We start from the raw sequence: 24,059 nt of genomic DNA, 5'->3' as shown, positions 1-24,059 counted from the left end.
TGGGGTTGATAGGCCGGGTATGGAAGCACAGTAATGTGTGGAGTTGACTGGTACTAATACACCGATCACTCACTCAACCTTCTTTTTTGTGGGGGTTGGTGCGTGTGTCTTGATCATTCTTTTGTGGTGATGTTGAGAAAAGTGTTGTGCTGCCCCTCTTTTGTGTGGGTGGTGTGTTGCATGATTGTGTTGGTGTTCGCGTTCGCTGTGCGGTTCTTGGACCACTACCGCCTATAAACCCCTTTTTTGTGGGGTTGTGGTGGTGGTTTGTTGGTTTTGCGGTGGTGATAGTGGTGGGGAAACGCCCGGTTAACCGTTCCGATCCCGGTAGCTAAGCCCATTCGCGCTGATGGTACTGCAACTTGGTGGTTGTGGGAGAGTAGGTGACTGCCGCAATAATTTGTTGGAAGAGGGGGCATCCTGTTTGGGATGTCCCCTCTTTTTGTATTCACATTCGTGGCGTCCACATTCTGATCATTGACCCCACGTTCGTATGATCGCCGGCGTGGGTACCTGAATGGCACCAACCCCCGATTGCCGTGGATCAGCCCGCGGCGTCGCCGACCGCCTCGAGCGCGGCAGAGACGACGAGAGCGCCGAGCTCGGCGAACCTCTCATGCGGGATCCGCTCCTGTGGCCCCCAGATGCTGATCACCCCGATAGGGGAGCGCTGCCGGTCACGAATGGCCGCGGAGACGCCATGCACGCCCTGCTCGAGTTCGCCCGCTGCGATGCTGTAGCCGGATTCGCGTATCTCCTCGAGCTCGGCTTCGAGCTCATCCGTCTCCGTATGAGTGGCCTCGGTATGACCGGTCAGCGGTGCTGACAGCACCGAGCGGACTTCACTGTACGGCAGCCACGCCAACATCGCTTTGCCTGCGGAAGTCGCATGGAGTGAGACCTTGCGTCCGATCCACCGGACGGTCATGAGACTGGGCGGGACCACCTCGTCGACATAGGTGAGCCCGAGCTCGCGGGGAACGGCGAGACTGGCGGTCTCCCCGGTCTCCTGACTCAAGCGCGTGAGGATCGGGTGACACCGATTGATGAGGCGATCGATGCCGGCGCTCCTCGCAAGTCGATTGACGGCGAACCCGATCGTATAGCGGTTCGTGAAGGGATCCTTCTCCACGTAATGACTGTGCTCAAGGGTCGCCAGCAGCCGCCATGCGGTCGCACGGTTGATCCCGCAGGCATCGGCCGCCTCGGCGACGGTGGAGCCCTGTTCGGGGCCGGAGGCGATGGCCTCCATGAGCGCGATCGCCCGTTCCACGGACTGGATGCGGCCGGCAGATCCCGCGGCTTCGATGTCCGGTTGCTGAGCCATTCACACTCCCTCACGTCCAGGCGCGGCCCGCGCTCTAGCACCGTATCAGGGATGCGCTCGGACAGCGGGCATTGACAGCCCGCACGGCTGCTTCGCATAATGTGTAGTCAGATTGCAGAGTGTGCGTAAAGGAGAGCGAAACGTGACCGACGGTGCTGGGCGGATCAGAACCCCCTTCGAAGGAACGGGAAGCATGGAATGGCAGAGCGGACGTGAACTGCCTGCCCCGCTCGTGCTCTACCGGACAGACGTGCCCGGGTCCTGGGTCGACTACAACGACCACATGAGCGAATCGAGCTACCTTCTGGCATTCGGCCACAGCGCCGACGCGTTCTTCCGCTTCATCGGCATCGACGAGGACTACCGGGCTGCCGGCCATTCCCTCTTCACCGTCGAAACGCACATCCACAACATCGCGCAGGCCCGCCGAGGCGACCAGCTCGAACTCTCTTTGGCCGTCCTCGACCTCGACGCCAAACGGGTGCATATCCTGCACACCATGGACAACTGCGAAACCGGAGAGACCGTTGCCGCCGGAGAGCAGCTGCTCGTGCACGTCGACACCGGAATCGGCCGCTCGGCCGCAATGCCCGACTGGCTGGGGCGCCGACTCGAGGAGCTGTCGAAAGCCCACGCCCACCTCGAGCGCCCCGCCTTCGTCGGCCGCCCCATGGGTATCCGCCGCCGCTGAACCTGCCTCACCGACACCGCCAGGAGGACACCGGAATGGACTTCTCACTCGATATCGAACAGCAAGCGGTGGCTGACACCGTCCGACAGTTCGTCGAACGCGAACTCATGCCCTATGAAGACGAGGTCGAACGACTCGACGAACTGCCCGAAGGACTTGCCGAACAGATCCGCACCCGGGCATTGGACGCCGGACTCTATGCCGCGAACATGCCCGAGGAGATCGGCGGCGGCGGCCTCGACCCCATCAGCCTGACACTGGCCGAGCGCGAGTTCGGCAAGACGAGCTTCGCCCTGCAGATGCTCGTGGCCCGACCGAGCAATATCCTCGAAGCCTGTAAAGGCGAACAGCGCGAACGCTACCTGCTGCCGACAGTCCGCGGCGAACGCCATGACTGTCTGGCCATGACTGAACCGGGCGCGGGATCGGACGTGCGCTCTATGAGCACGCGCGCCGTCCGCGACGGCGATGACTACATCATCAACGGCACCAAGCACTTCATCAGCCACGCCGACGCCGCCGACTTCGTCATCCTCTTCGCCGCCACCGGCACTGAGGAGACCCCGCGAGGGACGCGCAACCTCATCACCGCGTTCCTCGTCGACATGGACACCCCCGGATTCGAAGTCACCCGTGGTTCGGCGAGCGTGTCCCATCGCGGATACCACCAGTGCGAGCTCTCCTTCGTCGACTGCCGCATCCCGGCGACTCAGCGGCTCGGCGAGGAGGGGCACGGCTTCGACCTCATGGACGAATGGCTGGGAGCCAGCCGGCTCAGCGTCGCGGCCACCAGCGTCGGTCGCAGCCGCCGGGTGCTCGACATGGCCACCCGTTGGGCGGCCGAACGCGAACAGTTCGGCCAGTCGATCGGACGGTTCCAAGGTGTGGGATTCCAACTGGCCGACATGGCCACCGACGTCGAAGCCGCAGAGCTGCTGACGCTGCAGGCCGCCAGCCGCCTCCAGCACGACCGCATGTCGAACCGCGACGCCGCCATGGCCAAGCTCTTCGCCTCCGAAGCCTTGGGCCGGATCACCGACCAGGCGGTGCAGATCTTCGGCGGCATGGGTCTGATGAGCGAACTGCCCATCGAACGCTTCTGGCGCGATGCGCGCGTCGAACGCATCTGGGACGGCACCAGTGAGATCCAGCGGCACATCATCTCCCGGTCCCTGCTGAGACCCCTGGGCGCATGATGGTCGACCGGACACGACTCGAACGCTGCCTCAAACCGCGCACCATCGCCGTCATCGGCGGCGCAACCGCCGCCAAAGCGATCGAACAGAGCCTGCAGATCGGTTTCGACGGACCGATCTGGCCGGTCAACCCGGGCAGGCAGACCCTCGGCGGACTTCCCTGCTATCCGTCCGTGGCGGAACTGCCCGGCACCCCGGACGCCGCTCTGGTCGCCGTGCCCGCCTCGGCGGCCCCGGGAATCGTCGCCGAACTCGCCGAGGCTGACGTCGGAGGCGCGATCTGCCACGCCTCCGGATTCGCCGAGGACGACGAGGCCGGCGCTCAGCTGCAGGCCGATCTCGTCGCCGCGGCGGGGGACATGCCGCTGATCGGACCGAACTGCATCGGCATCATCGACTACCTCGACGGAGCCGCTCTGTGGCCGGACGAACACGGTGGACGCCGCGTCGAGACCGGGGTCGCCGTGATCACGCAGAGCGGCAACATCGCACAGAACATCAGCATGCAGCGACGGGGACTGCCGCTGGCATTCCTGGCCACCCTGGGCAACAGCGCGGCGCTGTCGGCGCCCGACCTGGCCACAGGCCTACTCGCCGATGACCGGATCAGCGCCATCGGCCTGCACCTCGAAGCTCTGGGCGACATCCATGAACTCGAAGCACTGGCGATGCAGGCCCGTGAGCGCAATGTGCCGATCATCGCGCTCAAATCCGGCACCTCGGCCCTCGGCGAACAGGCGAACCTCAGCCACACGAACTCCTTCGGCAGCCCCGATGTGCTCGTCGATGCGCTCTTCGCCCGCCTCGGGATCGGTCGAGGCCCCGACCTGCCGACCTTCATCGAAACCCTCATGCTCCTCCACGTCCACGGCCCCCTGAACGCACCGACGCTGACCTCGGCCAGCTGTTCAGGAGGGGAAGCGGCGCTGCTGGCCGATGCCGCCGAGGCCGCCGGAGTGAGCATGCCCGAACTGCCTGAGAGCACCGCCCGGGGCCTGCGAGAGACTCTGGGACCGCGCGTGCACGTCCGCAACCCCTTGGACTACCAGACCTTCATCTGGGGCGACGAAGAAGCACAGCAGCGCTGCTTCGCCCACCTGCTCACGGCCGGCTCGGACCTGCACGCTCTGGCCGTGGACGTTCCCCGGCACGACCGCGCCGACCCGCAGATCTGGCGCGGGACGCTGCGCGCGTTCATCGCCGCTCACGCGCAGCGCCCCGCGCCCGCGGCCGTGATCACCTCGCTGCCCGAAGGTCTGCCGGACGAAGAGGCAGTCGAACTCATCGACCACGGCATCGCACCCCTGCACGGCGTCCGGGAGGCCATGACCGCCATTCGCATCGCAGCGGGCATCTCCGCCGCGCGTGCCAGACCCGTGCTGCCCTTGCTTCCTGCCCACCCGTCCGGTGCCTCCACCGCCGAGGCCGCCCGCCAGTCGGCGCGACATGCTCAGACCGATGAGGACAGCGCGAAGCGGATGCTCGCCGCATCCGGGGTGCCGGTTCCCGTCGGCCGGGTCGTCGACAGTGCGCGCGACGCCGCTGACGCAGCCGGCGCCCTCGGCTTCCCTGTCGCTGCGAAGGTCGTCCAGCCGGTCATGGCGCACAAATCCGACCACGGCGGCGTGCGCGTGGGCCTGATGAACGAAGACGAGGTCATCAAGGCGGTCACCGCGATGGAGGGCATCGGCACTCGGTTCCTCATCGAGCACATGGTCGCCGACGGGGTGGCCGAACTCGTCGTCGGGCTGCGCACGGACCCGATATTCGGTCCGGTGCTCACCCTCGGCGTGGGCGGCACTCTCGTCGAAGTGGTCCGCGACTTCGTCTCCCTGCTGCTGCCCGTGCGAGCAGAGGAGATCCATGCGGCCCTCCGCGCTCTGCGGCTGTGGCCCGTGCTCGACGGCGCCCGCGGCAGACCGCGAGCCGATGTCGATGCCGCCGTGCGCGCGATCACTGCCATCGTCGACTGGGCGCTGGCAGACGGCACGGTGTCCGAGCTCGAGATCAATCCGCTCATCCTCCGCGCCGCCTCAGCCGGAACCGCTGGCGCCGAAAGCCCTGAGGCCGCCAGCACCGCCGCGGCCGAGACCGCCGGCGCCGAACGAGCCGAGGCCTCCGGCGACGGAGCGGTGGCCGTCGACGTGCTCCTGCGATATGCGGGAGCCGCACAGAGACCAACCGACGAACCAGTGAGGGAACTGAGATGACAGAAGCAGTGAACATGGAGACCATCGGCACGACGGCGCTCATCACGCTCGACCGGCCGAAGGCCAACGCCGTCGATGTGGCCACCAGCCGAGCGCTGTTTGCGGCCTTCTCCGAATTCGAATCCGATCCCGAGCTGCGAGTGGCAGTGCTCACCGGCGCCGGCGGCCGCTTCTTCAGCGCCGGCTGGGATCTCAAAGCCGCAGCCGAGGGCGAAGCCGTCGACGCCGACCATGGACCGGGGGGCTTCGCGGGACTCACCGAATACTTCGATCGGACGAAGCCGATCATCGCCGCGGTCAACGGTCTGGCACTCGGCGGCGGTTTCGAACTCGCCCTGGCCGCGGACCTGATCGTCGCCTCATCGGAGGCGGAATTCGCTCTGCCCGAGGTGCAGCTGGGCATGATCGCCGACTCCGGGGGAGTCCTGCGCCTGCCCCAGCTGCTGCCGCAGGCCGTGGCCATGGAGATGCTCATGTCGGGACGCCGAATGACCGCCGCCGAGGCCGAACGCTGGGGCCTGACCAACCGCACAGTCGAGCCGGCGGAGGTCGTCAGCGCCGCTCTCGAGCTTGCCGAGCAGATCGGCCGCGGCGCGCCCCTGGCCCTGCGCGCGATCAAGGAAGTCGTATCGGCGACACAGACCCTCAGCGTCGCCGACGGCTTCGCCCTCATGCGCTCGGGCCAGCTGGACGGCTACCGGGCGATGCTGGAATCGGACGATTCGCTCGAAGGATCACGGGCCTTCGCGGAGAAGCGCGAGCCGATCTGGCAGGGGCGCTGAGGAAGCACCTCTGCTGGCCAGACACCATGTTTCTTCGCAGAGATCGCACTAATCCGCGTTGCTCATGGGTATGGTGGGCGGAACATCACTACGGAAGGTTCCGCAAATGCTTGATCGACTGCACGATGCGCTGAGACTTCGCACGAACCCGGCCATCTTCTTCTCCTCCGCCGCCGTGATCGTCCTCTTCGTCCTCGGAACGATCTTCTTCACAGATGTGCTCGACGCCGGCGTCTCTGTGGCCTCGGACTGGCTGCTGACGAACCTCGGATGGTTCTACATCCTCGGCGTCACGGTGTTCCTCGGCTTCCTCATCTACATCGCGGCCTCCCGGTACGGTCGGGCGAAGCTCGGGCCCGACGACGAACCGCCGGAGCACTCGAACGGCGCCTGGTTCGCGATGCTCTTCGCCGCCGGCATCGGCTCGATCCTCATGTTCTGGGGCGTCGCCGAACCCGTCAGCCACTTCGGAGACCCACCACGGGGCTCCCTCGGCATCGAGGCGGGCACCCCGGCCGCCGCGGTCGACGCCATGAACTTCACCTACTACCACTTCACCCTGCACACGTGGACGATCTTCACGCTGCCCGCCCTGTGCTTCGCCTACTTCATCCACAAACGGAACCTGCCCCCGCGGGTGAGCTCGATCTTCCAGCCCATCCTCGGCGAGCGGATCCACGGCCCCATCGGCAAGTTCATCGACGTCGTCGCCATCATCGGCACAGTCTTCGGCATCGCCGTCTCCATCGGACTCGGCACCCTGCAGATCAACGGCGGTCTGGCCCAGGTGATCGGGATCCCGGAGAACGCCCTGTGGCAGCTGATCATCATCGGAGTCGTCTGCGGCCTGGCCACGATCTCGGTGTCGCTGGGACTGGACAAGGGCATCAAGGTTCTCTCGAACATCAACATCGTCATGGCGGTGCTGCTGCTCATCTTCATCGTCGTCTTCGGCCCCACCCTGTTCATGGCCAAGGGCGTCTTCGAATCGCTCGGCACCTACATCCAGCAGCTGCCCGAACTGGCGCTGTGGAACGACACCTTCGCCAACACGGGCTGGCAGAACACCTGGACGGTCTTCTACTGGGCCTGGACGATCACCTGGTCGCCGTTCGTCGGCATCTTCATCGCCCGCATCTCCCGCGGCAGGACCATCCGCCAGTTCGTCATCGGCGTCCTCGCGGTCCCCTCGGCGTTCTCGATCCTGTGGTTCGGCATCTTCGGATACGCCTCGTTCGACATCGAGCTCAACAAGGGCGGAGGACTGGTCGACCGCGTCGTCAAGGAAGGTGACATCCCGGGAGCGCTCTTCGCGTTCCTCGACCACTATCCTCTGGCAGGGCCGATGTCGGTGATCGCGATCGTCCTCGTCATCATCTTCTTCGTCACCTCGGTCGACTCCGCGGCGCTGGTCGTCGACACGATGAACAACGGGCATGAGGACTTCAACCCGCTGCCGCAGAGGATCTTCTGGGCTCTGGCCGTCGCGGTCGTCACCGCCACGCTGCTGGTCTTCTCCGGAACCGGTGGACTCGAAGCGCTCCAGTCGACGATCATCCTCGTCGGTCTGCCGTTCTTCATCATCGCCTACTTCCAGATCTACGCGCTCATGCGAGCCCTGCGCGAAGATGCGGGCGTGCTGCCACGCGTGCGGATGCGCCGCTGGAAGAAGGTGCTCCCGCCCGAGGAGGTCGAGCGCCGCAGCGCCGACGATGACGACTTCAGCCACGAATACGACGAAGACGAGGAAGTCGTCACCCGCCCGCAGGCCGAGGAACCGGCGCCGGAGTTCCGCGACCCCTATATCGAGGTGCCCCGCCACCGGAGCAAGCGGCACGGCACGCTGGCCAGCCGCACCGGCAGCAGAAGCTACGCCGAGGACGACTCCGCCGGCTGACCGGCACAGAAACGCCGTAGGGGCTGATGCGAAACTCACATCAGCCCCTACGGCGTTTTCCAGGCGGCCGCCCCGGGCCAGCTCGTGTCAGGAGAGCCGCCCCGAGGCGAAGCCGTCACTGACCAGACTTGATCATCTCCGCGCACTTCTCGCCCATCATCATCACGGTGATGTTCGGGTTGACGGTGGTGATCTCCGGCATCGCCGAGGCGTCGACGACGCGCAGACGGTTCACGCCCTTGACCTTGAGCTGCGGATCCAGCGGCGACATCCTGTCCTCGGGCGCACCCATGCGGGTCGTGCCCACCGGGTGGTAGACGGTGTTGTGGGTGCGCTTGACGTAGTCGGCGATCTGCTCATCGGACTGGACGTCCTTGCCGGGGAACAGCTCCTCACCGGCCCACTCGGACATCGCGTCCTGGGAGATGATCTCGCGGGCCTTCTTGATGCCGGCGACCATGACGCGGATGTCGTGGCCTTCGGGATCGGTGAAGTAGCGGGGATCGACCTTCGGCTTGTCGCGGAAGTCCTTCGAGCGCAGACGCACGGTGCCACGCGACTTCGCATGCGTGACGTTCGGGGTCAGGCAGAACGAGTTCTCGGAGGTCTTGTATCCCTGGCGCAGCGTGTGCATGTCGAAGGGCACCGAACCGTAGTGCATCATCAGGTCCGGGCGATCGAGTCCCTCCTCGGTGGGGGAGAAGATGCCGATCTCCCACCACTGGGTCGACTCCTCGACCATCGGCTTCTTGGCCTCCCAGGAGATCACGGCCTCCGGGTGGTCGCCGAGGTGCTCGCCGACTCCCGGCGAATCCACGCGAGTGTCGATGCCCACCTCGGCGAGGTGGTCGGCCGGGCCGATCCCTGAGAGCATGAGCAGCTGCGGGGTGTTGATGGCACCGGCGGAGACGATGACTTCCCGCTTCGCCTCGATGCGGGTGGTCTTGCCGAAGGCGTTGTTGACCACGTGCACGCCCGTGCAGTTGTCGTCCTCGTCGAACTCGAGCTCCTTGGCCTGAGTGTCGGTGAGGATGGTGAGGTTCTCACGGTCGAGGATCGGGTGCAGGTAGGACACCGAGGACGACGAACGGGTGCCGTCGTCCTTGCGGTTGACCTGGAAGAAGTTCGCACCGTTGATGACGGTCTCGCCCTCGTTGAACTGCACACGGGGGATGCCCGCCTGCTCACAGGCGTCGAGGAGCGCGATGCCGCAGGGGTCGACCGCGGGCACGTTCATCAGGCGCACCGGGCCGTCGTGGCCGTGGTGGTCGCCGGGTAGCTCGTTGTTCTCGAGCTTCTTGTACAGGCCGAAGGTGTCCTTCGAACCCCAGCCGGCGGCGCCGTGCTCGGTCTCCCACTCGTCGAGGTCCTCCTTCGGCGCCCAGAAGGCGATGCAGGAGTTGTGCGAGGAGCAGCCGCCGAGGACCTTGGCCCGCGCGTGGCGCATGAACGAGTTGCCCTGCTCCTGCTCCTCGATCGGGTAGTCCCAGTCGAATCCGGATTCGAGGAGCTCCATCCAGCGGTTGAGCCGGAGGATGACGTCCTCGCCGACATCGGTGGGTCCGGCTTCGAGCAGTCCGACGCTGACCTCGGGGTCCTCGCTCAGCCGTGCGGCCACTGCGGCTCCGGCGGAGCCGCCGCCCACGACGACGTAGTCAAAGCTGTGAGTGGTCTTCACTGTCATTTCTCCTTAATTCTCGATGTGCGTCTGCGGGATCCCTCTGTCACTTCGAGTGGTCGGGGAACCAGCCGGTGACGGCCGGTTCGAGGTTCTGGTAGATGTGCTTGGCCTCCTGGTACTCGGCCAGACCGGTGGGCCCGAGTTCGCGGCCGAATCCGGACTGCTTGTAGCCGCCCCATTCGGCCTGCGGCAGGTAGGGGTGGAAGTCGTTGATCCAGATGGTGCCGTGGCGCAGGCGCTGGGCGACCAGCTGCGACTTGCCCGCATCCTGGCTCCACACGGCGCCGGCGAGTCCGTAGTAGGTGTCGTTGGCGATCTCGACCGCCTCGTCGACGGTGGAGAAGGTCTCGACGGTGACGACGGGACCGAAGGCCTCGTCGGAGACCACGGACATGCCGCGCTTGACCTGGTCGAGCACGGTCGGCAGGTAGTAGAAGCCGTCGGCCAGATCGCCCTCACCGAATTTGCCGCCGCAGCGTACGCGTGCGCCTTCGGCCACGCCCTTCTCGACATAGGCGGCGACCTTCTCGCGGTGGGCCGCGGAGATGAGCGGACCGGTCTCGGCATTCTCATCGAAGGGACCGCCGAGGCGGATCTGCTCGGCGCGTTCGACGAGGCGGTCGACGAATTCCTCGGCGATCGATTCCTCGACGATGAGCCGGGCACCGGCCGAGCACACCTGTCCGGAATGGACGAAGGCGGCGTTGAGCGCGTTGTCGAGCGCGGCGTCGAAGTCAGCATCGGCGAAGACGACATTGGGGTTCTTCCCGCCGAGCTCGAGGGCGATCTTCTTGACCGTCGCCGAGGCGTTCTTCGCCAGCAGGCGGCCGGTGACCAGACCGCCGGTGAAGGAGACCATGTCGATGTCCTCGTGCGTCGACAGGGGCGCACCCGCATCGGCACCGGCTCCGAGGATGAGGTTGCCGACGCCGGCGGGCAGACCGAGTTCCTCGAGCACCTGCATGGTCAGGATCGCGGTGTGCGGGGTGAGTTCGGCCGGTTTGAGGACGAAGGTGTTGCCTGCTGCGATGCAGGGCGCGATCTTCCACGCGGCCTGCAGCAGCGGGTAGTTCCACGGGGTGATGAGGGCGCAGACGCCGACCGGCTCGTGCACGATCTTCGAGGCGACGGTGTCGGTTCCGGCATCGACGACTCGACCGGCATCGTTTCCGGCGAGCTTGCCGAAGTAGTCGAAGCAGTTCGCGATGTCGTCCATATCGATCTGCGATTCGACGAAGCGCTTGCCGGTGTCCAGGGATTCGGCCTTCGCGAATTCGTCCTTGCGCTCACGCAGGGTGGCGGCGAACTTCAGCAGCAGATCGCCGCGTTCGCTGGCGGGCACGGAGGACCAGACGCCGGAGTCGAAGGCACGCCGGGCCGCGGCGATCGCGAGTTCGGTGTCGGCAGGGCTGGCCTCGTCCACCTCGGCGACGAAGCTGCCGTCGGCCGGATTGTTGATCTTCCGGGTTCCGCCGTTGACGGCCGAGACCCACTGGCCGTCGATGAAGAGTGTGTTGGGCACGATATCTCCTATTCCTAGCTGGTGAACGTTCTGGTGATCTGAGTTCAGCGCTGTCTGGCCATCGGGCCGACGCGGCGATCACTGCAGCTTTCGCGCTGTCGGCGGTCGCAGGTGGGCGGAATCGGCGTGGAGAGCCGTGCCCACGAGCGCGAGCGAGCGGATCGGCGAGGCTGAAGCAGACCGTCGTGGCCTCCACAATATGCGAACGGCAGGCTCGAATGCTCAATCCGATGAGACTGGTCACAATCCCAGGTGAGGACAGTCTGCGCGGTGCAGGTGATGGCAACGGGTGCGGAGGCGGGGTCCGCGGCCCTGGGGCCGGGAGCGGATGCGAGGGTGAGGGAAGCTGCAGATGCGGCTGTCGCAGCGGGCGTGGGGATCGGGAGGCGACTCGGCGCTGCACACGATGCTTCCACGTCAGTTCCCATTGATCCTCTGCTGCCTGAGGCGAAGCGACCCGATCGCTGTCGCCGAGCTGATGCAATATCCTGCTGGCCGTCTGTCCCGATTCGCCCTGATTCTAACAGAGCAGGCAGATCCTGGTCCGGGACGCCAGCGGAAGAATCATGGACAGTCGTGGTCTCGGCCACAGGGCATCGTCGATGTCAGTGCACTAGAATGGTGCGGAATCATTGAAAAGACTTCATAGGGAGAATCGTGGCCCAAGGGGATTCGCGAGGCAGCCAGGACAACCGCCGCGCAGAAGGCGGTCGCCGCTCAGATCGCGACAATAATCGCAACCGTCGACCGGAGGACCGGGACGGCCGCGGGCCACGTCATTCCGACCGCCGTGATGACCGCCGAGGCTACGGCCAGAACCGTCGCAGCGACGACGACCGTCGTGGCGGCTATCAGGGCAAGCGCCGTGATGACGACCGCCGTGGCAGCTATCAAGGCAACCGCCGCAGCGACGATGACCGTCGTGGTGGTTACGGTCAGAATCGCCGCAGCGACGATGACCGTCGTGGTGGTTACGGTCAGAATCGCCGCAACGATGATGACCGCCGTGGGGGTTACCAGGGCAAGCGCCGTGATGATGACCGCCAAGGTGGTTACGGTCAGAACCGTCGCAGCGATGATGACCGCCGTGGGGGTTACCAGGGCAGGCGCCGTGATGACGACCGCCGTGGCGGACGTGGTCGTGGCGGAGCCGGTCGCAACGATAACGATCGCCGCGCCTCGCGGAAGACCGACACCGGCGAATACGCACGCGAGCAGCGCGCACGTCGTCCCCGCATTCAGGAACCCGAGATCCCCGAAGGCGTCACGGGCCGCGAACTCGACAAGGAGATCGTCGGCCAGCTGCGCTCCCTCGACAAGGAGAACGCGGCGATGGTCGCCAAGCACCTCGTCGCCGCCGGCGGTCTGCTCGACCTCGACCCCGAGCGTGCGCATGAGCATGCGAAGGCAGCGATGGCCCGCGCCGGCCGTGTCGGCGTCGTCCGTGAGGCACTCGGCATCGCCGCCTACTACGTGGAGAAGTACGACGAAGCCGTGCGCGAGCTGCGCACCCACCGTCGCATCTCCGGATCGAACGACAACATCGCTCTCATCGCCGACGCCGAACGTGGTCGCGGCAAGCCGGAGAAGGCGCTCGAGCTGCTGAAGAGCTCCGAAGAGCTCGACCTCGACAACGAGATCCGCACCGAGCTCGTCATCGTCGCAGCCGGAGCGAAGTCCGACCTCGACGACCTCGACGGTGCGCGCAAGCTCATCGAGGCCGAGGACTTCACCCAGAAGCCCAGCGGCGCTCTGGTCCGCCTCATGGCCGCCTACGCCGAGGTGCTGCGACTCCACGGTGAGACCGAGCTCGCCGACAAGTACGAAGAGCTCTCGCGCCGGACCGCCAAGGCCACCGGAACCCTCTTCGGCGACGAAGAGCCGGACCCCAATGCCGGTGTCGAGATCGAAACCGTCGAAGAGGTCGAGAACGAACCCGCCGAGCCGACCGCAGAGGCGGACGAGGCTGCCGAGTTCTCCGAGCCCGCCGAAGCCGCGGCTGCCGAACCCTCGACCGAGTCCGCGCCGTCGACCGAGTCCGCGCCGACGACCTCGTCGGCGACGCACGTCTCGGCGAAGGAGCTGAAGTCGGTCAAGGTCAGCGATGAGGAGATCGAGTCCGAACTCGACGAGATCCTCGCCGATGCGGAAGCCGACGCCGAGGCCGACGGGGACCAGTGACTCGTTCGGCCGAGCAGGGACACACGAGAATCGGCTCCACGCCCGAGACCTCCGGCGTGCCGATCGACTGCGTCCTGTTCGACCTCGACGGCGTCGTCTACCACGGCGACCGAGCGATCGACGGAGCCGTCGACGGCATCACCTGGCTGCACGAGCACTCGATCCCTGTCAGCTATGTGACGAACAACGCCACCCGCACCGCCGAGGCGACCGCTGAGAACATCACGAGGCTGGGAATCGAGGCGACCGCGGACGAGGTGACCACCTCGGCGCAGGTCCTGGCCGAACGCCTGGCGGAGAGATTCGGCCCCGGCGCCCGCGTCCACCTGCTCGGCACGACCGGACTGCGGACCGCGCTCGAGACCGCGGGGCTGCACATCGCTGACCCCGCGGACGAGGATGCCGTGGCCCTCGCCCAGGGCCTCGACCCGGAGATCGACTACCGGAAGATCGTGCGTGCCTGTGAGATCATCCGCGCCGGAGCCGAATGGTGGGCGAGCAACCCCGACTACTCGCTCATCACCGACACAGGCAGAGTCCCGGGCAACGGAGCGTTCGTCGAGCTCATCTCCCGGCTGACCGACACCGAACCGGTCATCGTCGGCAAACCCGCTCCGAACATGATGGAATTCGCCGCCGACCGCCTCGGCGCGCACCACCCGCTCATGGTCGGCGACCGGCTCAACACGGACATCGAAGGCGGGCGTGCAGCCGGCTTCGACACCGCGCTCGTCCTCACCGGGATCCACGACATCCACGACGCCCTGCGCGCCGCCCCCGAACGCCGACCGACGTTCGTCCTGCCCAGCCTGCGCGGCCTCGAACCCCTCATCACCGGCGGGGACCGCGGTGACTGCCCCCGGATCGAAGCCGAGCTGCGCCGCGCCTGGGACGCCATCGACTCCGGCACGACCGACGCCGAGGCGATCCTGGCCGAAGGGAACCTGCCCCGCACGATCACCGAGGCGCACACAGCGCCACCACCGACCGAGGAGGAGAAGTGAGCGAGACACCGGCCCCGACACCCGCCTCGGTGAGCGGCGAAGTCCCCGTCGAGAACTGGCGGACCCAGCTCGCAGAGGCGAAGGACGCCCCGGCTCCCGAACGGCACGACCACCTCGGCTCCCTGCTCGACGCCCTCGACGCGCAGGTGGGCTCCTTGTGAGCAGACTCGACCGGGCACTCGTCGAACGCGGTCACCTGAGCTCCCGCTCCCGCGCGGCCCGCGAAATCGCCGCCGGCCGCGTCGGCGTCAACGGCCGGACCGTCACCAAGGCCTCCCACGAGGTGGCCGAGACCGACGAACTCACCGTCACCGAACCCGACCCCTGGGTGGCCCGCAGCGCGCACAAACTCCTCGGCGCCCTCGACGCCTTCGACCTCACCCGCTCCGCGATCACCGGCTTGACCGCCCTCGACGCCGGAGCCTCCACCGGCGGCTTCACTCAGGTGCTCCTCCACGCCGGCGCGGCCGAAGTCTGGGCCGTCGACGTCGGCCACGACCAGCTGGCTCCGAGCCTGCGCGAGGACCCGCGCGTGCACGTGCGCGAGGGACTGAACCTCCGCGAACTCTCCGCCTCCGACGTGCCGATCGTCGACCTCGTCGTCGCCGATGTCTCCTTCATCTCCCTGCGCCTGCTCATCGGCGAGCTTCTCCAGGCCACCTCGGCTGACGGAGAACTCCTGCTCATGGTCAAGCCCCAGTTCGAACTCGCCCGCTCGGCGCTGGACAAACACGGCGTCGTCACCTCCGCGGCCGGTCGCCGTCGGGCGCTCGACTCCGTATGTGAGGCCGTCGCCGAACACGCCGCACGCATCGTCGACATCGCACCCTCGCCTCTGCCCGGACCCAGCGGAAACAGGGAGTATTTCCTGCGTGTTCGACCGGGGCGAACCCCATTGAAGTCCGATAGGCTCAACGAGGCAGCCATCCCCGCCCACCTGGACGAGCTCATGAGAGGAGAGGCATGACCAGACACATCATGGTGCTGCTCCACCCGCAGCGCGAAGAGTCGGCCGTGGCCGCCGTCAGCGTGTTCAAGGCTCTCCTCGACGACGGCGTCACCCCCGTCGTCCTCGACGACGAGATCATCGGCATCCGCGCCCGCGAGACCGAGATGACGGACGAGGCGAGCATCCTCCGCCACTGCACCATCATCGATCCGTCCGAACTGGGGGAGTGGAAGAACGCCTGCGAACTCGTCATCGTCCTCGGCGGCGACGGCACCATCCTCCGTGCGGCCGAGCGCTTCCACGGCTCCGGCGTCCCCCTCATGGGCGTCAACCTCGGCCACGTCGGCTTCCTCGCCGAGAGCGAGAGGGAAGACCTCGCCGAGGCGGTCCACCGCGCCTCCCAGCGCGACTACCTCGTCGAGGAGCGCCTCGCCCTCGACGTGTCCGTCTGGCACGAGGGCGAGAACATCTTCAACGCGTGGGCGCTCAACGAGGCGACCATCGAGAAGACCTCGAAATCGCGGATGATCGACGTCGTCCTCGGCGTCGACGCCCGCCCTGTGTCCTCCTTCGGCTGCGACGGCGTCATCCTCGCCACCCCCACCGGCTCGACCGCCTACTCCTTCTCCGCCGGCGGTCCCATCGTCTGGCCGGAGGTCGAAGCGCTCATCCTCGTCCCGATCTCCGCCCACGCCCTGTTCGCCGAACCGCTCGTGGTCAACCCGAACTCCCGCCTCGGCGTGGAGATCTCACCGGGCAACCCGGACTTCGCCGCCGTGCTGTGGTGCGACGGTCGGCGCGCTCTCGAACTGCCTGCCGGGGCCCGCATCGAGGCGACCCGCTCGAAATCGCCGATCCGGCTCGCCCGCCTGCACACCGGTCCCTTCACCGACCGACTCGTCGCGAAATTCCGTCTGCCCGTCTCCGGCTGGCGGGGACCGATCAAGGAGGCCTGAATGATCTCCGAACTGCGGATCTCCCACCTCGGTGTCATCGCCGAGGCCGAAGTCGAACTCGACACGGGCTTCACCGTCGTCACCGGTGAGACCGGTGCCGGAAAGACGATGTTCGTCTCCGCCCTGTCGCTGCTCATGGGCCGCAAGGTCGGCTCCTCGGTCGTCCGCAGGGGAGCGGAGAAGGCCGAGGTCGAAGGCATCTTCACCGGCGTCGCCGAGCCTGTGCGCGAACGCATCGAGGAAGCCGGCGGCAGCGCCGACGACGAGGCCATCATCTCCCGCACCGTCGCGCAGAAGGGACGTGCCCGAGCCACCGCCGGCGGCCGCACCGTGCCGATCTCCGTGCTCACCGACATCTCCGCCGACCTCATCACTCTGCACGGCCAGTCCGAACAGCTGCGGCTCAAGGGCACCGCCCAGCAGCGCGAACTCCTCGACGCGGCCGGGGGAGCGGAGCTCGCCGAGGTGGCCGAGCGCTACCGTGTCGCCTTCGATGCCTGGCGCGAGACCGAGGCCCGGGTCGCCCGCATCAAGGACTCCACCGCTGCCCGCCGCGAACGCATCCTGTGGCTGCGCGGCTGCCTCGAGGCCATCGATGCCGTCCGCCCCGAACCGGGCGAGGACGAAAGCCTGGCCGCGCAGTCGGCGAAACTCGGCGCCGCGGCCGACATCACCCGCGCCGTCGGCACCGCCCACGACCTGCTGCTGGGCGGAGAGGCCGATGATGCCGGGGCCGCCGTCGACCTCGTCCACCAGGCCATCAGCGCCGTGACCGATGTCGAAGGCTCCGACAAAGACCTCGTCACCATCCGCGAAGCCCTGGGCGACGCAGTGCTGCGTCTGTCGGACTCCGCTGCCGAACTGTCCTCCTACCTCTCGGGCTTCGACGAACTCGGCGAGACCTCGCTCGAGGAGACCGAGGCCCGCCGCGCCGAGCTCGGCAGCCTCGCCCCCTACGGGCAGGACGTGGCCGAGGTGCTCGAATTCGAGACCCGGTCGGCAGCAGAACTCGCCGAACTCGAGGCCGAGGACCGCGACCTCGACGGTCTCGACGCCGAACTGGCCGAGGCTCGGGAGGCGATGGAATCCGCGGCCGCCGCGCTCACCGCGATCCGCACGCGCACGGCCGAGGAGTTCTCGGCCGCCGTGAGCGAGGAGCTGGCCGCCCTGTCGATGCCCAAGGCGAGCGTGGCGTTCGAGATCACCGAGCGCGAACCCGCCGCCCACGGCGCCGACGAGGTGCGGCTGACCTTCGCCGCCCACGAATCCTCGACCCCCGACGACATCGGCAGGGTCGCCAGCGGCGGTGAGCTCTCCCGCGTCATGCTCGCCATCGAGGTCGTGCGCGCGGCCAGCGAATCCATCCCCACCTATGTCTTCGACGAGGTCGACGCCGGCGTCGGAGGCAAGGCCGCCGTGGAGATCGGCCGCCGGCTGGCCAAGCTCGCCCGCAATGCGCAGGTCATCGTCGTCACCCACCTGCCGCAGGTCGCGGCCTGGGCCGATACGCATGTGACCATCGTCAAGGACGACGATGCGGAGACGGTGCGCTCAGGCGTCCGGGAACTGTCGGAGGACGAACGGGTCGTCGAACTCTCCCGCATGCTCGCGGGCATGGACGAGTCCGCCTCGGCGAAGGCCCACGCCGCGGAGCTGCTCGACTCGGCACGGCAGGGCAAGGACGCCGACGCCATGAGCACATGAGATGATGGGCGAACCATGAACGTGCGCAGACACCGCGAGAACCCCGCCGCACCCACCCGGTCCGGTCCGGCTCCTGCCCGGCTGGACCGACGCACGAAAGACCTCACCAAACGCCTCCAAGCAGGCGATATCGCGGTCATCAAACACTCCGACATCGACCGCATCTCCGCCGAAGCCCTCGTCGCCTGCCGCCCGGCCGCGGTGATCAACGCCGACAAATCGATCTCCGGCCGCTACCCGAACCTCGGACCGGGCATCATCGTCGACGCCGGCATCCCCCTCATCGACGCCGTCGGACCCGAGATCTTCGACGCCGTGGACGAACACGACGAGATCAGCACCGACGGCGACGCCGTCCTCCTCGACGACACCGAGATCGCCGCAGGTGTGCTGCAGACGCAGGAGACCATCGCCGAGGACATGCACGCGGCCGAGGCCGGAATGAACTCCGTGCTCGTGGACTTCATCGACAACACGATCGAATACATCCGCAAGGACTCCGACCTGCTCTCGGCCGAACTCGTCGTGCCCGAGGTGAAGACGAGCTTCACCGACCGGCACGTCCTCATCGTCGTCCGCGGCTACCACTACAAGGAGGACCTGGCGATGCTGTCCTCCTACATCCGCGAATACCGGCCGCTGCTCATCGGCGTCGACGGAGGCGCCGACGCCATCATCGAGGCCGGCTACCGTCCCGATATGATCGTCGGCGACATGGACTCCGTGTCCGACACCGCCCTGACCTCCGGAGCCGAGATCGTCGTCCACGCCTACCGCGACGGCAACGCCCCGGGCACCGAGCGCGTGAAGTCCCTCGGCGTCGACTGTGTCGCCTTCGCCGCCTCCGGCACCAGCGAGGACATCGCCATGCTGCTCGCCGACGACAAGGGAGCCGAACTCATCGTGGCCGTCGGCACCCATGACACCGTCATGGAGTTCCTCGACAAGGGACGCAAGGGCATGGCCTCGACGTTCATCACCCGGCTGCGCGTGGGGTCGAAGCTCATCGACGCCAAGGGCGTGTCCCTGCTCTACCGGCAGCGCATCTCCAGCCTGCAGCTGGCCGTGCTCATCGTCGCCGGTCTCGTCGCCCTCGGCGTCGCCCTGGCCGCGACCTCGGCCGGACAGACCTTCCTCGGCCTCATCGGCGCCCAACTCGACGGGTTCTTCGGCTGGGTCGGCTCCCTCTTCGGACCCGATCCCGCGACCACGCCGCAATCCGTCGGCTTCATCCAAGGACTGACCAGTGATTGATTTCCGATACCACCTCGTCTCCCTCGTCTCGGTGTTCCTCGCCCTCGCGGTGGGCATCGTCCTCGGTGCGGGACCGCTCAAGGAGCCGATCGGCGAGTCCCTGCAGAGCCAGGTCGACGCGCTGCGCTCCGACCGCGACAATCTGCGCTCGAACCTCGACGCGGCCAAGGGCAACATCGACAAGCAGAACGAATTCGTCACCGCCGCGGCCCCCGAACTCATCAAAGGTGCGCTCAAGGACCAGGCGGTGAGCATCATCGCCGGCCCCGAGGCCGACCCCGAACAGGTCGAAGAGGTCAGCAACCGGGTCAAGGAAGCCGACGGAACCATCGCCGGCGACGTGTCCTTCGTGCCGAACACGCTCAGTCTCGAGAACTCCGCCGACTTCCTCGAACAGCTGCGGACCATCGTGCCGGCCCTGCCGCAGGACGATTCGACCGCGATCCGCGCGGCGCTCGTCATCGCCCTGACCGGCAACGCCTCGATGCTCGAGGACGCCGACGACAGCAAGGCCGCGGAGAAGAAGTCGCCGAAGCTCTACGACGCCTTCGTCGAAGCCGACCGCCTGCGCACCGATACCGACCACAAGACGACCTCGCTGTTCATCGTCATCGACGACGAGAACTCGACCCTGGCCGAGGAGACGGAGCCCAGCCCCGAGGCGAGCGACGACAAGGCCACCCGCACCCTGGTCACCGACTTCGTCACCGCGCTGACCGCCGAAGCCGCCTCGGTGGTCGTCGCCGGCGACGCCGGATCGGCCCAGAACGGACTCGTCAACGTGCTGCGGACCGAGAAGTCCCGGGCCAGCACCGTCGACGGACTCGGCCTCGGAGCCGGTCCCGTCATCGCGGTGCGGGCGTTGGCCGCCGGTGAGGAGGGCAAGCACGGACACTTCGGATTCGCCGAGGATGCCGAGGGAATCCTGCCCGCCAAGACCTCCGAGACGAAGAAGGGCGACGCGCAATGATCCGATCCATCGTCAGCTCCGCCGTGGCCGGGCTCGCCGGCTTCGCCGCGACGAAGGCCGTGCTGCGATCCCGGCTGCGCACCCACGACAGCGTCGTGCGCACCAACCATGCCGGCCGCGAGGTCTCATTGATCGAAGGCCCGGCCGTGACCGCGGGCCTGCTGGCCGGCGGCCTGCTCATCGACGACCCCCGCCAGCGCGCGGCCACCCTGCTGGCCACCGGCGCGGCCGGCGGCCTCGGCGCCGTCGACGACTTCTGCGAATCGGGAACCTCGAAGGGCCTGCGCGGACACCTCAGCGCTTTGGCCCGCGGCGAGATCACGACGGGGGCGATCAAGGTCGCCGGGATCCCGCTGGCCTCGATCGCCGCTGCCGCGATCCTGCGCACCGGCTCGCGGAGAACCGGGCTCTTCGGCTGCGCCCGACCAGACGAGTGGATCTCCTGGGCGGCGAAGGCCTGCGACATCGTCGTCACCGGGGGAGTCATCGCCGGATCGGCGAACCTGTTCAACCTCCTCGACCTCCGTCCCGGCCGGACGCTCAAGGCCGGGCTGCTCACCGTGGCCTTCGCCGACCACGTCCACGGTGTGTCCTGGGCCCCCGCCACCGCGATCGCCGGGGCCTCGGCAGCCGCCTGGCCCGACGACCTGGCCGGGGAGGTCATGCTCGGCGATACGGGGGCGAACGCACTCGGAGCGGTCATCGGCACGATCCTGGCCGAGACCGCCGACCCCGCCGGGCGCCGCATCATCCTCGCCGTCCTCGTCGGACTCACCCTGGCCAGCGAGAAGGTGTCCTTCACCTCCGTCATCGAAGCGACCCCGGGCCTGCGCGAGATCGACTCCTTCGGCCGCGAGGACGTGTGAGCAAGCTCGTTCGAGTCTTCGCCTCCACGGCGCTGCTCGTCTCGATCATCACCCTCTTCACCCGACTGGTCGGATTCCTCCGCTGGTTGGTGTTCTCACCGACCGTCGGCGCCGGCACCGTCGGCACCGCCTACCAGAGCGCGAACCAGGTGCCGAACATCCTCTTCGAGGTCGTCGCCGGCGGTGCCCTGGCCGGAGCCGTCATCCCGCTGCTCGCGATCCCACTGGCCCGCGCGGACCGGGAGACGGCCGGTCGCATCGCCTCGGCGCTGCTGACGTGGGCCGTCTCGGTCACCCTGCCGCTGTCGATCATCCTCGCCGCCTTCGCCCCTGAGATCGCGAACCTGCTGGTCGACGCGAAGACCCCTGAATCCGCCGAGGTCCAGGCGACCGCGCAGTTCCTGCTGATGTTCGCCCCGCAGCTCGTCCTCTACGGCATCGGCGCCGTGCTCACCGGTGTGCTCCAGGCGCACCGGAAGTTCCTCTGGCCGGCCTTCACCCCGCTGCTGTCGAGCCTCGTCGTCATCGGCAGCTATATCGCCTACAGCCTCGTCGGCGGCACCGACGACAGCTGGCAGACCCACCTCGGATGGCTCGGCTGGGGCACCACGCTCGGCGTGGCGGCACTGGCCCTGCCCTTGGCGCTGCCGATGCGCTCGACCGGTCTGCGGCTGCGCCCCACCTTCGCCTTCCCACCCGGAGTCGCCCACCGTGTGCTGCGCCTGGCAGGAGCGGGAATGGCGGCGCTGCTGGCTCAGCAGGCGGCCGTGCTCGCAACCCTGACGCTGTCGAACCACTCGGGCGGCAAAGGCACCTTCGTCCTCTTCAGCTACATCAACGCCGTCTACCTCCTGCCCTATGCGGTGCTCGCCGTGCCGGTGGCGACCGTGATGTTCCCGTCCCTGTCGACCTGGGCGGGCCGGAGCAGAGCCCCCGAGTCGAGTGAGGCCGAACGTGCCGAGGCAGCGGTGCGCCTGCGCGCGCTGACCTCGACGACGACCGCGCTCATCCTCACCATCGGCGGGCTCGGCGCCGTCATCCTGCTGTCCGCGGCCGGGCCCCTGCAGACCTTCTTCACCGCCATCGACGCCGCCAAAGACGTCGCCGACGTGCCCTTCGACTCGATGGGGCGGGCGATCATGGTCATGGCCCTGGCCGTGCCCGGCTGGTCGTTCGTCGCCTGGGGCACCCGCGTGTTCTACGCTCTCGAACGCTCCCGCCATTCGGCCGCGGCGACGACGACGGGGTGGATCCTCGTCATCGTCGGCATGATCGTCGCCATCCTGGCGACGAATGCCGACGGGGATCCCGGGCTGACCCTGGTCGCCATCTGCGTCGGCTACGCGCTGGGCATGAGCGTGGCCGGCGGATTCCTGCTCGTGTCCATCCGCCGCGTGCTCGGGCCCACCGGACTCGCCTTCGTCGGTCGCCGCGGACTGCTGGCTGTGGGAGCCGCCGTCGTCGCCGGTACCGCGGGCATCGTGACCTCCCAATGGATCGGGGGAGTGCTCGACAACACTGCGAGCTCGGGCGTGATCGCCGGCATCGCCGCGGCCCTGCTGGGCTGCGTCGTCTTCGCCGTCATCGTCCTCGTCGCCGACCGCGGCTTCCTCGGCGAGATCCGCCGACTGCTCGCCGACCGCACCGAACGCACTTCGTCCGAAACCACACGAGCTGACAGTGAGGATGAGTCATGAGAATCGTCTACGCACTCGGAACCTCGACCGGGGGAGTCGGCACCCATGTGCGCGCGCTGGCCCGCGATATGGCCGCCGCCGGTCACGAGGTCGGCGTCATCGGCCCCGCCGCCACCGATGAGCACTTCGGCTTCTCCCGGCTGCCCGGGGTCCGCTTCGCCGCCCTCGAGCTGGGCGCCGGCCTCGGCGTCGGCGATGCGGCGCTGGTCAGGCGCCAACGCGCCCTGCTGCGCAGCTTCGATGCCGAGATCGTCCACGCCCACGGATTCCGCGCCGGACTCATCACCCTGCTCACCCTGCGCACACTGCGGGCCCGGCCGCGGTTCGTCCTCAGCCTCCACAACCAGGCCAGCGGGCACGGGCTGCGGGCGAAAGTCGAGACCCAGGTGGAGACGATGCTCGCCCGCGGGGCCGACCTCGTGCTCGGTGCCAGCACCGACCTCGTCGAACGGGCCCGAGAACTCGGTGCGAGCGATGCGCGCTTCCTGCCCGCCGCGGCCCCGAAGGTCGAGCAGATCAGCGCCGAGGCGGCCGGCACCGCACGTGCCCGCCTGGCCGCCGAATACTCCTTCTCCGAAGGAGCGGTCATCGTGCTCGCCGTCGGCCGCGTGGCGCGGCAGAAGAACTATCCGATGCTCGTGCGCGCACTCGGCCGCCTCGGCGAGGAACCGGGAGTCGGACACAGCCCCGCTGAGGACTCGGACGGGGACACAGACGACCCTGCGCTCGTCGTCCTCATCGCCGGTGCCGCCGACGAAGGGGTGCTCGCCGACGTCCGCGCCCAGTACGATCAGCTCAGGGCCGCCTCGGCGGTTCCCCCGCTGCACTTCCTCGGCGCCCGCGACGACATCGCCGAACTCGCCGCCGCCGCTGACATCTATGTCCTCACCAGCGTGTGGGAGGCCCGGGCACTCGTGCTCCAGGAGGCGCTGATGGCCGGCAAGGCGATCGTCGCCACCGCCACCGGCGGCAGCGCCGAACTCGTTGCCGACGCGGGCATCCTCGTGGCCGATGACGATGATCGGGCGCTGGCCGAGGCGGTCGCCGAGCTCGCCGTCGATCCCGCTCGCAGGGCCGAATTGGGCGCCCGCGCTCGGAGCCGGGGAGCCGAGCTTCCCGATGAGAGGGAAGTGGCCGACAAACTCGTGAGCCTTTACACGGAACTCCTATGA

General features: G+C 67.7%; 20 protein-coding genes and 1 rRNA gene. 17 read left to right on the top strand and 4 right to left on the bottom strand.

Going from position 1 to position 24,059, the window contains the following annotated elements; genetic code table 11:
• Positions 1–277: 277 nt before the first annotated feature.
• Positions 278–396: ribosomal RNA gene (rrf, locus tag IHE57_RS09400) — 5S ribosomal RNA — on the top strand.
• Positions 397–544: 148 nt separating this feature from the next.
• Here the strand turns inward: rrf and IHE57_RS09395 are convergent.
• Complete coding sequence (locus IHE57_RS09395) at positions 545–1,327, bottom strand: IclR family transcriptional regulator (protein ID WP_209372670.1); 783 nt, start codon at positions 1,325–1,327, stop codon at positions 545–547.
• Between the two features lie 193 nt (positions 1,328–1,520).
• On the opposite strand from IHE57_RS09395, the gene IHE57_RS09390 reads away from it, so the two are divergent.
• The 5 genes from IHE57_RS09390 to IHE57_RS09370 all read left to right on the top strand — a co-directional run bounded on the left by IHE57_RS09390 (position 1,521) and on the right by IHE57_RS09370 (position 8,103).
• On the top strand, positions 1,521–2,018 hold the full coding sequence (locus IHE57_RS09390; protein ID WP_209372668.1) for a thioesterase family protein: 498 nt from the start codon (positions 1,521–1,523) through the stop codon (positions 2,016–2,018).
• Positions 2,019–2,053: 35 nt separating this feature from the next.
• A complete protein-coding gene (locus IHE57_RS09385) occupies positions 2,054–3,214 on the top strand; it encodes an acyl-CoA dehydrogenase family protein (protein WP_209372667.1) in 1,161 nt (386 codons plus the stop codon).
• Entirely contained in the window at positions 3,211–5,424 is a 2,214-nt protein-coding gene (locus IHE57_RS09380; protein WP_209372665.1) for an acetate--CoA ligase family protein, read from the top strand. The genes IHE57_RS09385 and IHE57_RS09380 overlap by 4 nt, the downstream gene beginning before the upstream one ends.
• Complete coding sequence (locus IHE57_RS09375) at positions 5,421–6,206, top strand: enoyl-CoA hydratase-related protein (RefSeq protein ID WP_209372663.1); 786 nt, start codon at positions 5,421–5,423, stop codon at positions 6,204–6,206. Before IHE57_RS09380 ends, IHE57_RS09375 begins: the two co-directional genes overlap by 4 nt.
• 106 nt (positions 6,207–6,312) lie before the next feature.
• Positions 6,313–8,103 (top strand): BCCT family transporter, encoded by a 1,791-nt coding sequence (locus IHE57_RS09370; protein ID WP_209324632.1) that lies wholly within the window; start codon positions 6,313–6,315, stop codon positions 8,101–8,103.
• A gap of 115 nt (positions 8,104–8,218) precedes the next feature.
• Here the strand turns inward: IHE57_RS09370 and IHE57_RS09365 are convergent, their stop codons facing one another.
• From IHE57_RS09365 to IHE57_RS09355, 3 genes are all read right to left on the bottom strand, one after another.
• Positions 8,219–9,787, bottom strand: a complete 1,569-nt coding sequence (locus IHE57_RS09365) for a GMC family oxidoreductase (RefSeq protein ID WP_209372661.1) — start codon at positions 9,785–9,787, stop codon at positions 8,219–8,221.
• A 40-nt stretch (positions 9,788–9,827) separates the two neighbouring features.
• Entirely contained in the window at positions 9,828–11,306 is a 1,479-nt protein-coding gene (locus tag IHE57_RS09360) for an aldehyde dehydrogenase family protein (protein WP_209372659.1), read from the bottom strand.
• Between the two features lie 717 nt (positions 11,307–12,023).
• Entirely contained in the window at positions 12,024–12,707 is a 684-nt protein-coding gene (locus tag IHE57_RS09355) for a hypothetical protein (RefSeq protein WP_209372657.1), read from the bottom strand.
• Between IHE57_RS09355 and IHE57_RS09350 the strand changes: the two genes are divergently transcribed.
• The 11 genes from IHE57_RS09350 to IHE57_RS09300 are packed head-to-tail and all read left to right on the top strand — an operon-like array spanning position 12,639 to position 24,059.
• Positions 12,639–13,487 carry a hypothetical protein gene (locus tag IHE57_RS09350; RefSeq protein ID WP_253720104.1) on the top strand — a complete coding sequence of 283 codons (849 nt, stop codon included), beginning with the start codon at positions 12,639–12,641 and terminating at the stop codon, positions 13,485–13,487. The genes IHE57_RS09355 and IHE57_RS09350 overlap by 69 nt on opposite strands.
• On the top strand, positions 13,484–14,491 hold the full coding sequence (locus tag IHE57_RS09345) for an HAD-IIA family hydrolase (RefSeq protein ID WP_366933915.1): 1,008 nt from the start codon (positions 13,484–13,486) through the stop codon (positions 14,489–14,491). The genes IHE57_RS09350 and IHE57_RS09345 overlap by 4 nt, the downstream gene beginning before the upstream one ends.
• Positions 14,488–14,652: a hypothetical protein gene (locus tag IHE57_RS16365; RefSeq protein WP_209372655.1), complete on the top strand. Its 165-nt coding sequence runs from the start codon at positions 14,488–14,490 to the stop codon at positions 14,650–14,652. Before IHE57_RS09345 ends, IHE57_RS16365 begins: the two co-directional genes overlap by 4 nt.
• A complete protein-coding gene (locus IHE57_RS09335; RefSeq protein WP_209372652.1) occupies positions 14,649–15,458 on the top strand; it encodes a TlyA family RNA methyltransferase in 810 nt (269 codons plus the stop codon). The genes IHE57_RS16365 and IHE57_RS09335 overlap by 4 nt, the downstream gene beginning before the upstream one ends.
• Complete coding sequence (locus IHE57_RS09330) at positions 15,455–16,396, top strand: NAD kinase (protein ID WP_209372650.1); 942 nt, start codon at positions 15,455–15,457, stop codon at positions 16,394–16,396. Before IHE57_RS09335 ends, IHE57_RS09330 begins: the two co-directional genes overlap by 4 nt.
• Positions 16,397–18,100 carry a DNA repair protein RecN gene (gene recN / locus IHE57_RS09325; RefSeq protein WP_209372648.1) on the top strand — a complete coding sequence of 568 codons (1,704 nt, stop codon included), beginning with the start codon at positions 16,397–16,399 and terminating at the stop codon, positions 18,098–18,100.
• A gap of 15 nt (positions 18,101–18,115) precedes the next feature.
• Positions 18,116–19,354: a putative cytokinetic ring protein SteA gene (gene steA / locus IHE57_RS09320; protein WP_209372646.1), complete on the top strand. Its 1,239-nt coding sequence runs from the start codon at positions 18,116–18,118 to the stop codon at positions 19,352–19,354.
• Positions 19,347–20,324 carry a copper transporter gene (locus IHE57_RS09315; protein WP_209324641.1) on the top strand — a complete coding sequence of 326 codons (978 nt, stop codon included), beginning with the start codon at positions 19,347–19,349 and terminating at the stop codon, positions 20,322–20,324. The genes steA and IHE57_RS09315 overlap by 8 nt, the downstream gene beginning before the upstream one ends.
• Positions 20,321–21,190, top strand: coding sequence for a hypothetical protein (locus tag IHE57_RS09310; protein WP_209372644.1), 870 nt, complete (start codon positions 20,321–20,323; stop codon positions 21,188–21,190). Before IHE57_RS09315 ends, IHE57_RS09310 begins: the two co-directional genes overlap by 4 nt.
• Entirely contained in the window at positions 21,187–22,887 is a 1,701-nt protein-coding gene (gene murJ / locus IHE57_RS09305) for a murein biosynthesis integral membrane protein MurJ (protein WP_209372643.1), read from the top strand. Before IHE57_RS09310 ends, murJ begins: the two co-directional genes overlap by 4 nt.
• Entirely contained in the window at positions 22,884–24,059 is a 1,176-nt protein-coding gene (locus tag IHE57_RS09300) for a glycosyltransferase family 4 protein (RefSeq protein ID WP_209372641.1), read from the top strand. Before murJ ends, IHE57_RS09300 begins: the two co-directional genes overlap by 4 nt.

The sequence above is a fragment of the Brevibacterium renqingii genome (assembly GCF_017808105.1).
Taxonomy (GTDB): domain Bacteria; phylum Actinomycetota; class Actinomycetes; order Actinomycetales; family Brevibacteriaceae; genus Brevibacterium; species Brevibacterium renqingii.
The sequence above is the reverse complement of the archived record's forward strand: the minus strand, read 5'-3'. Positions and strand labels throughout refer to the sequence as shown.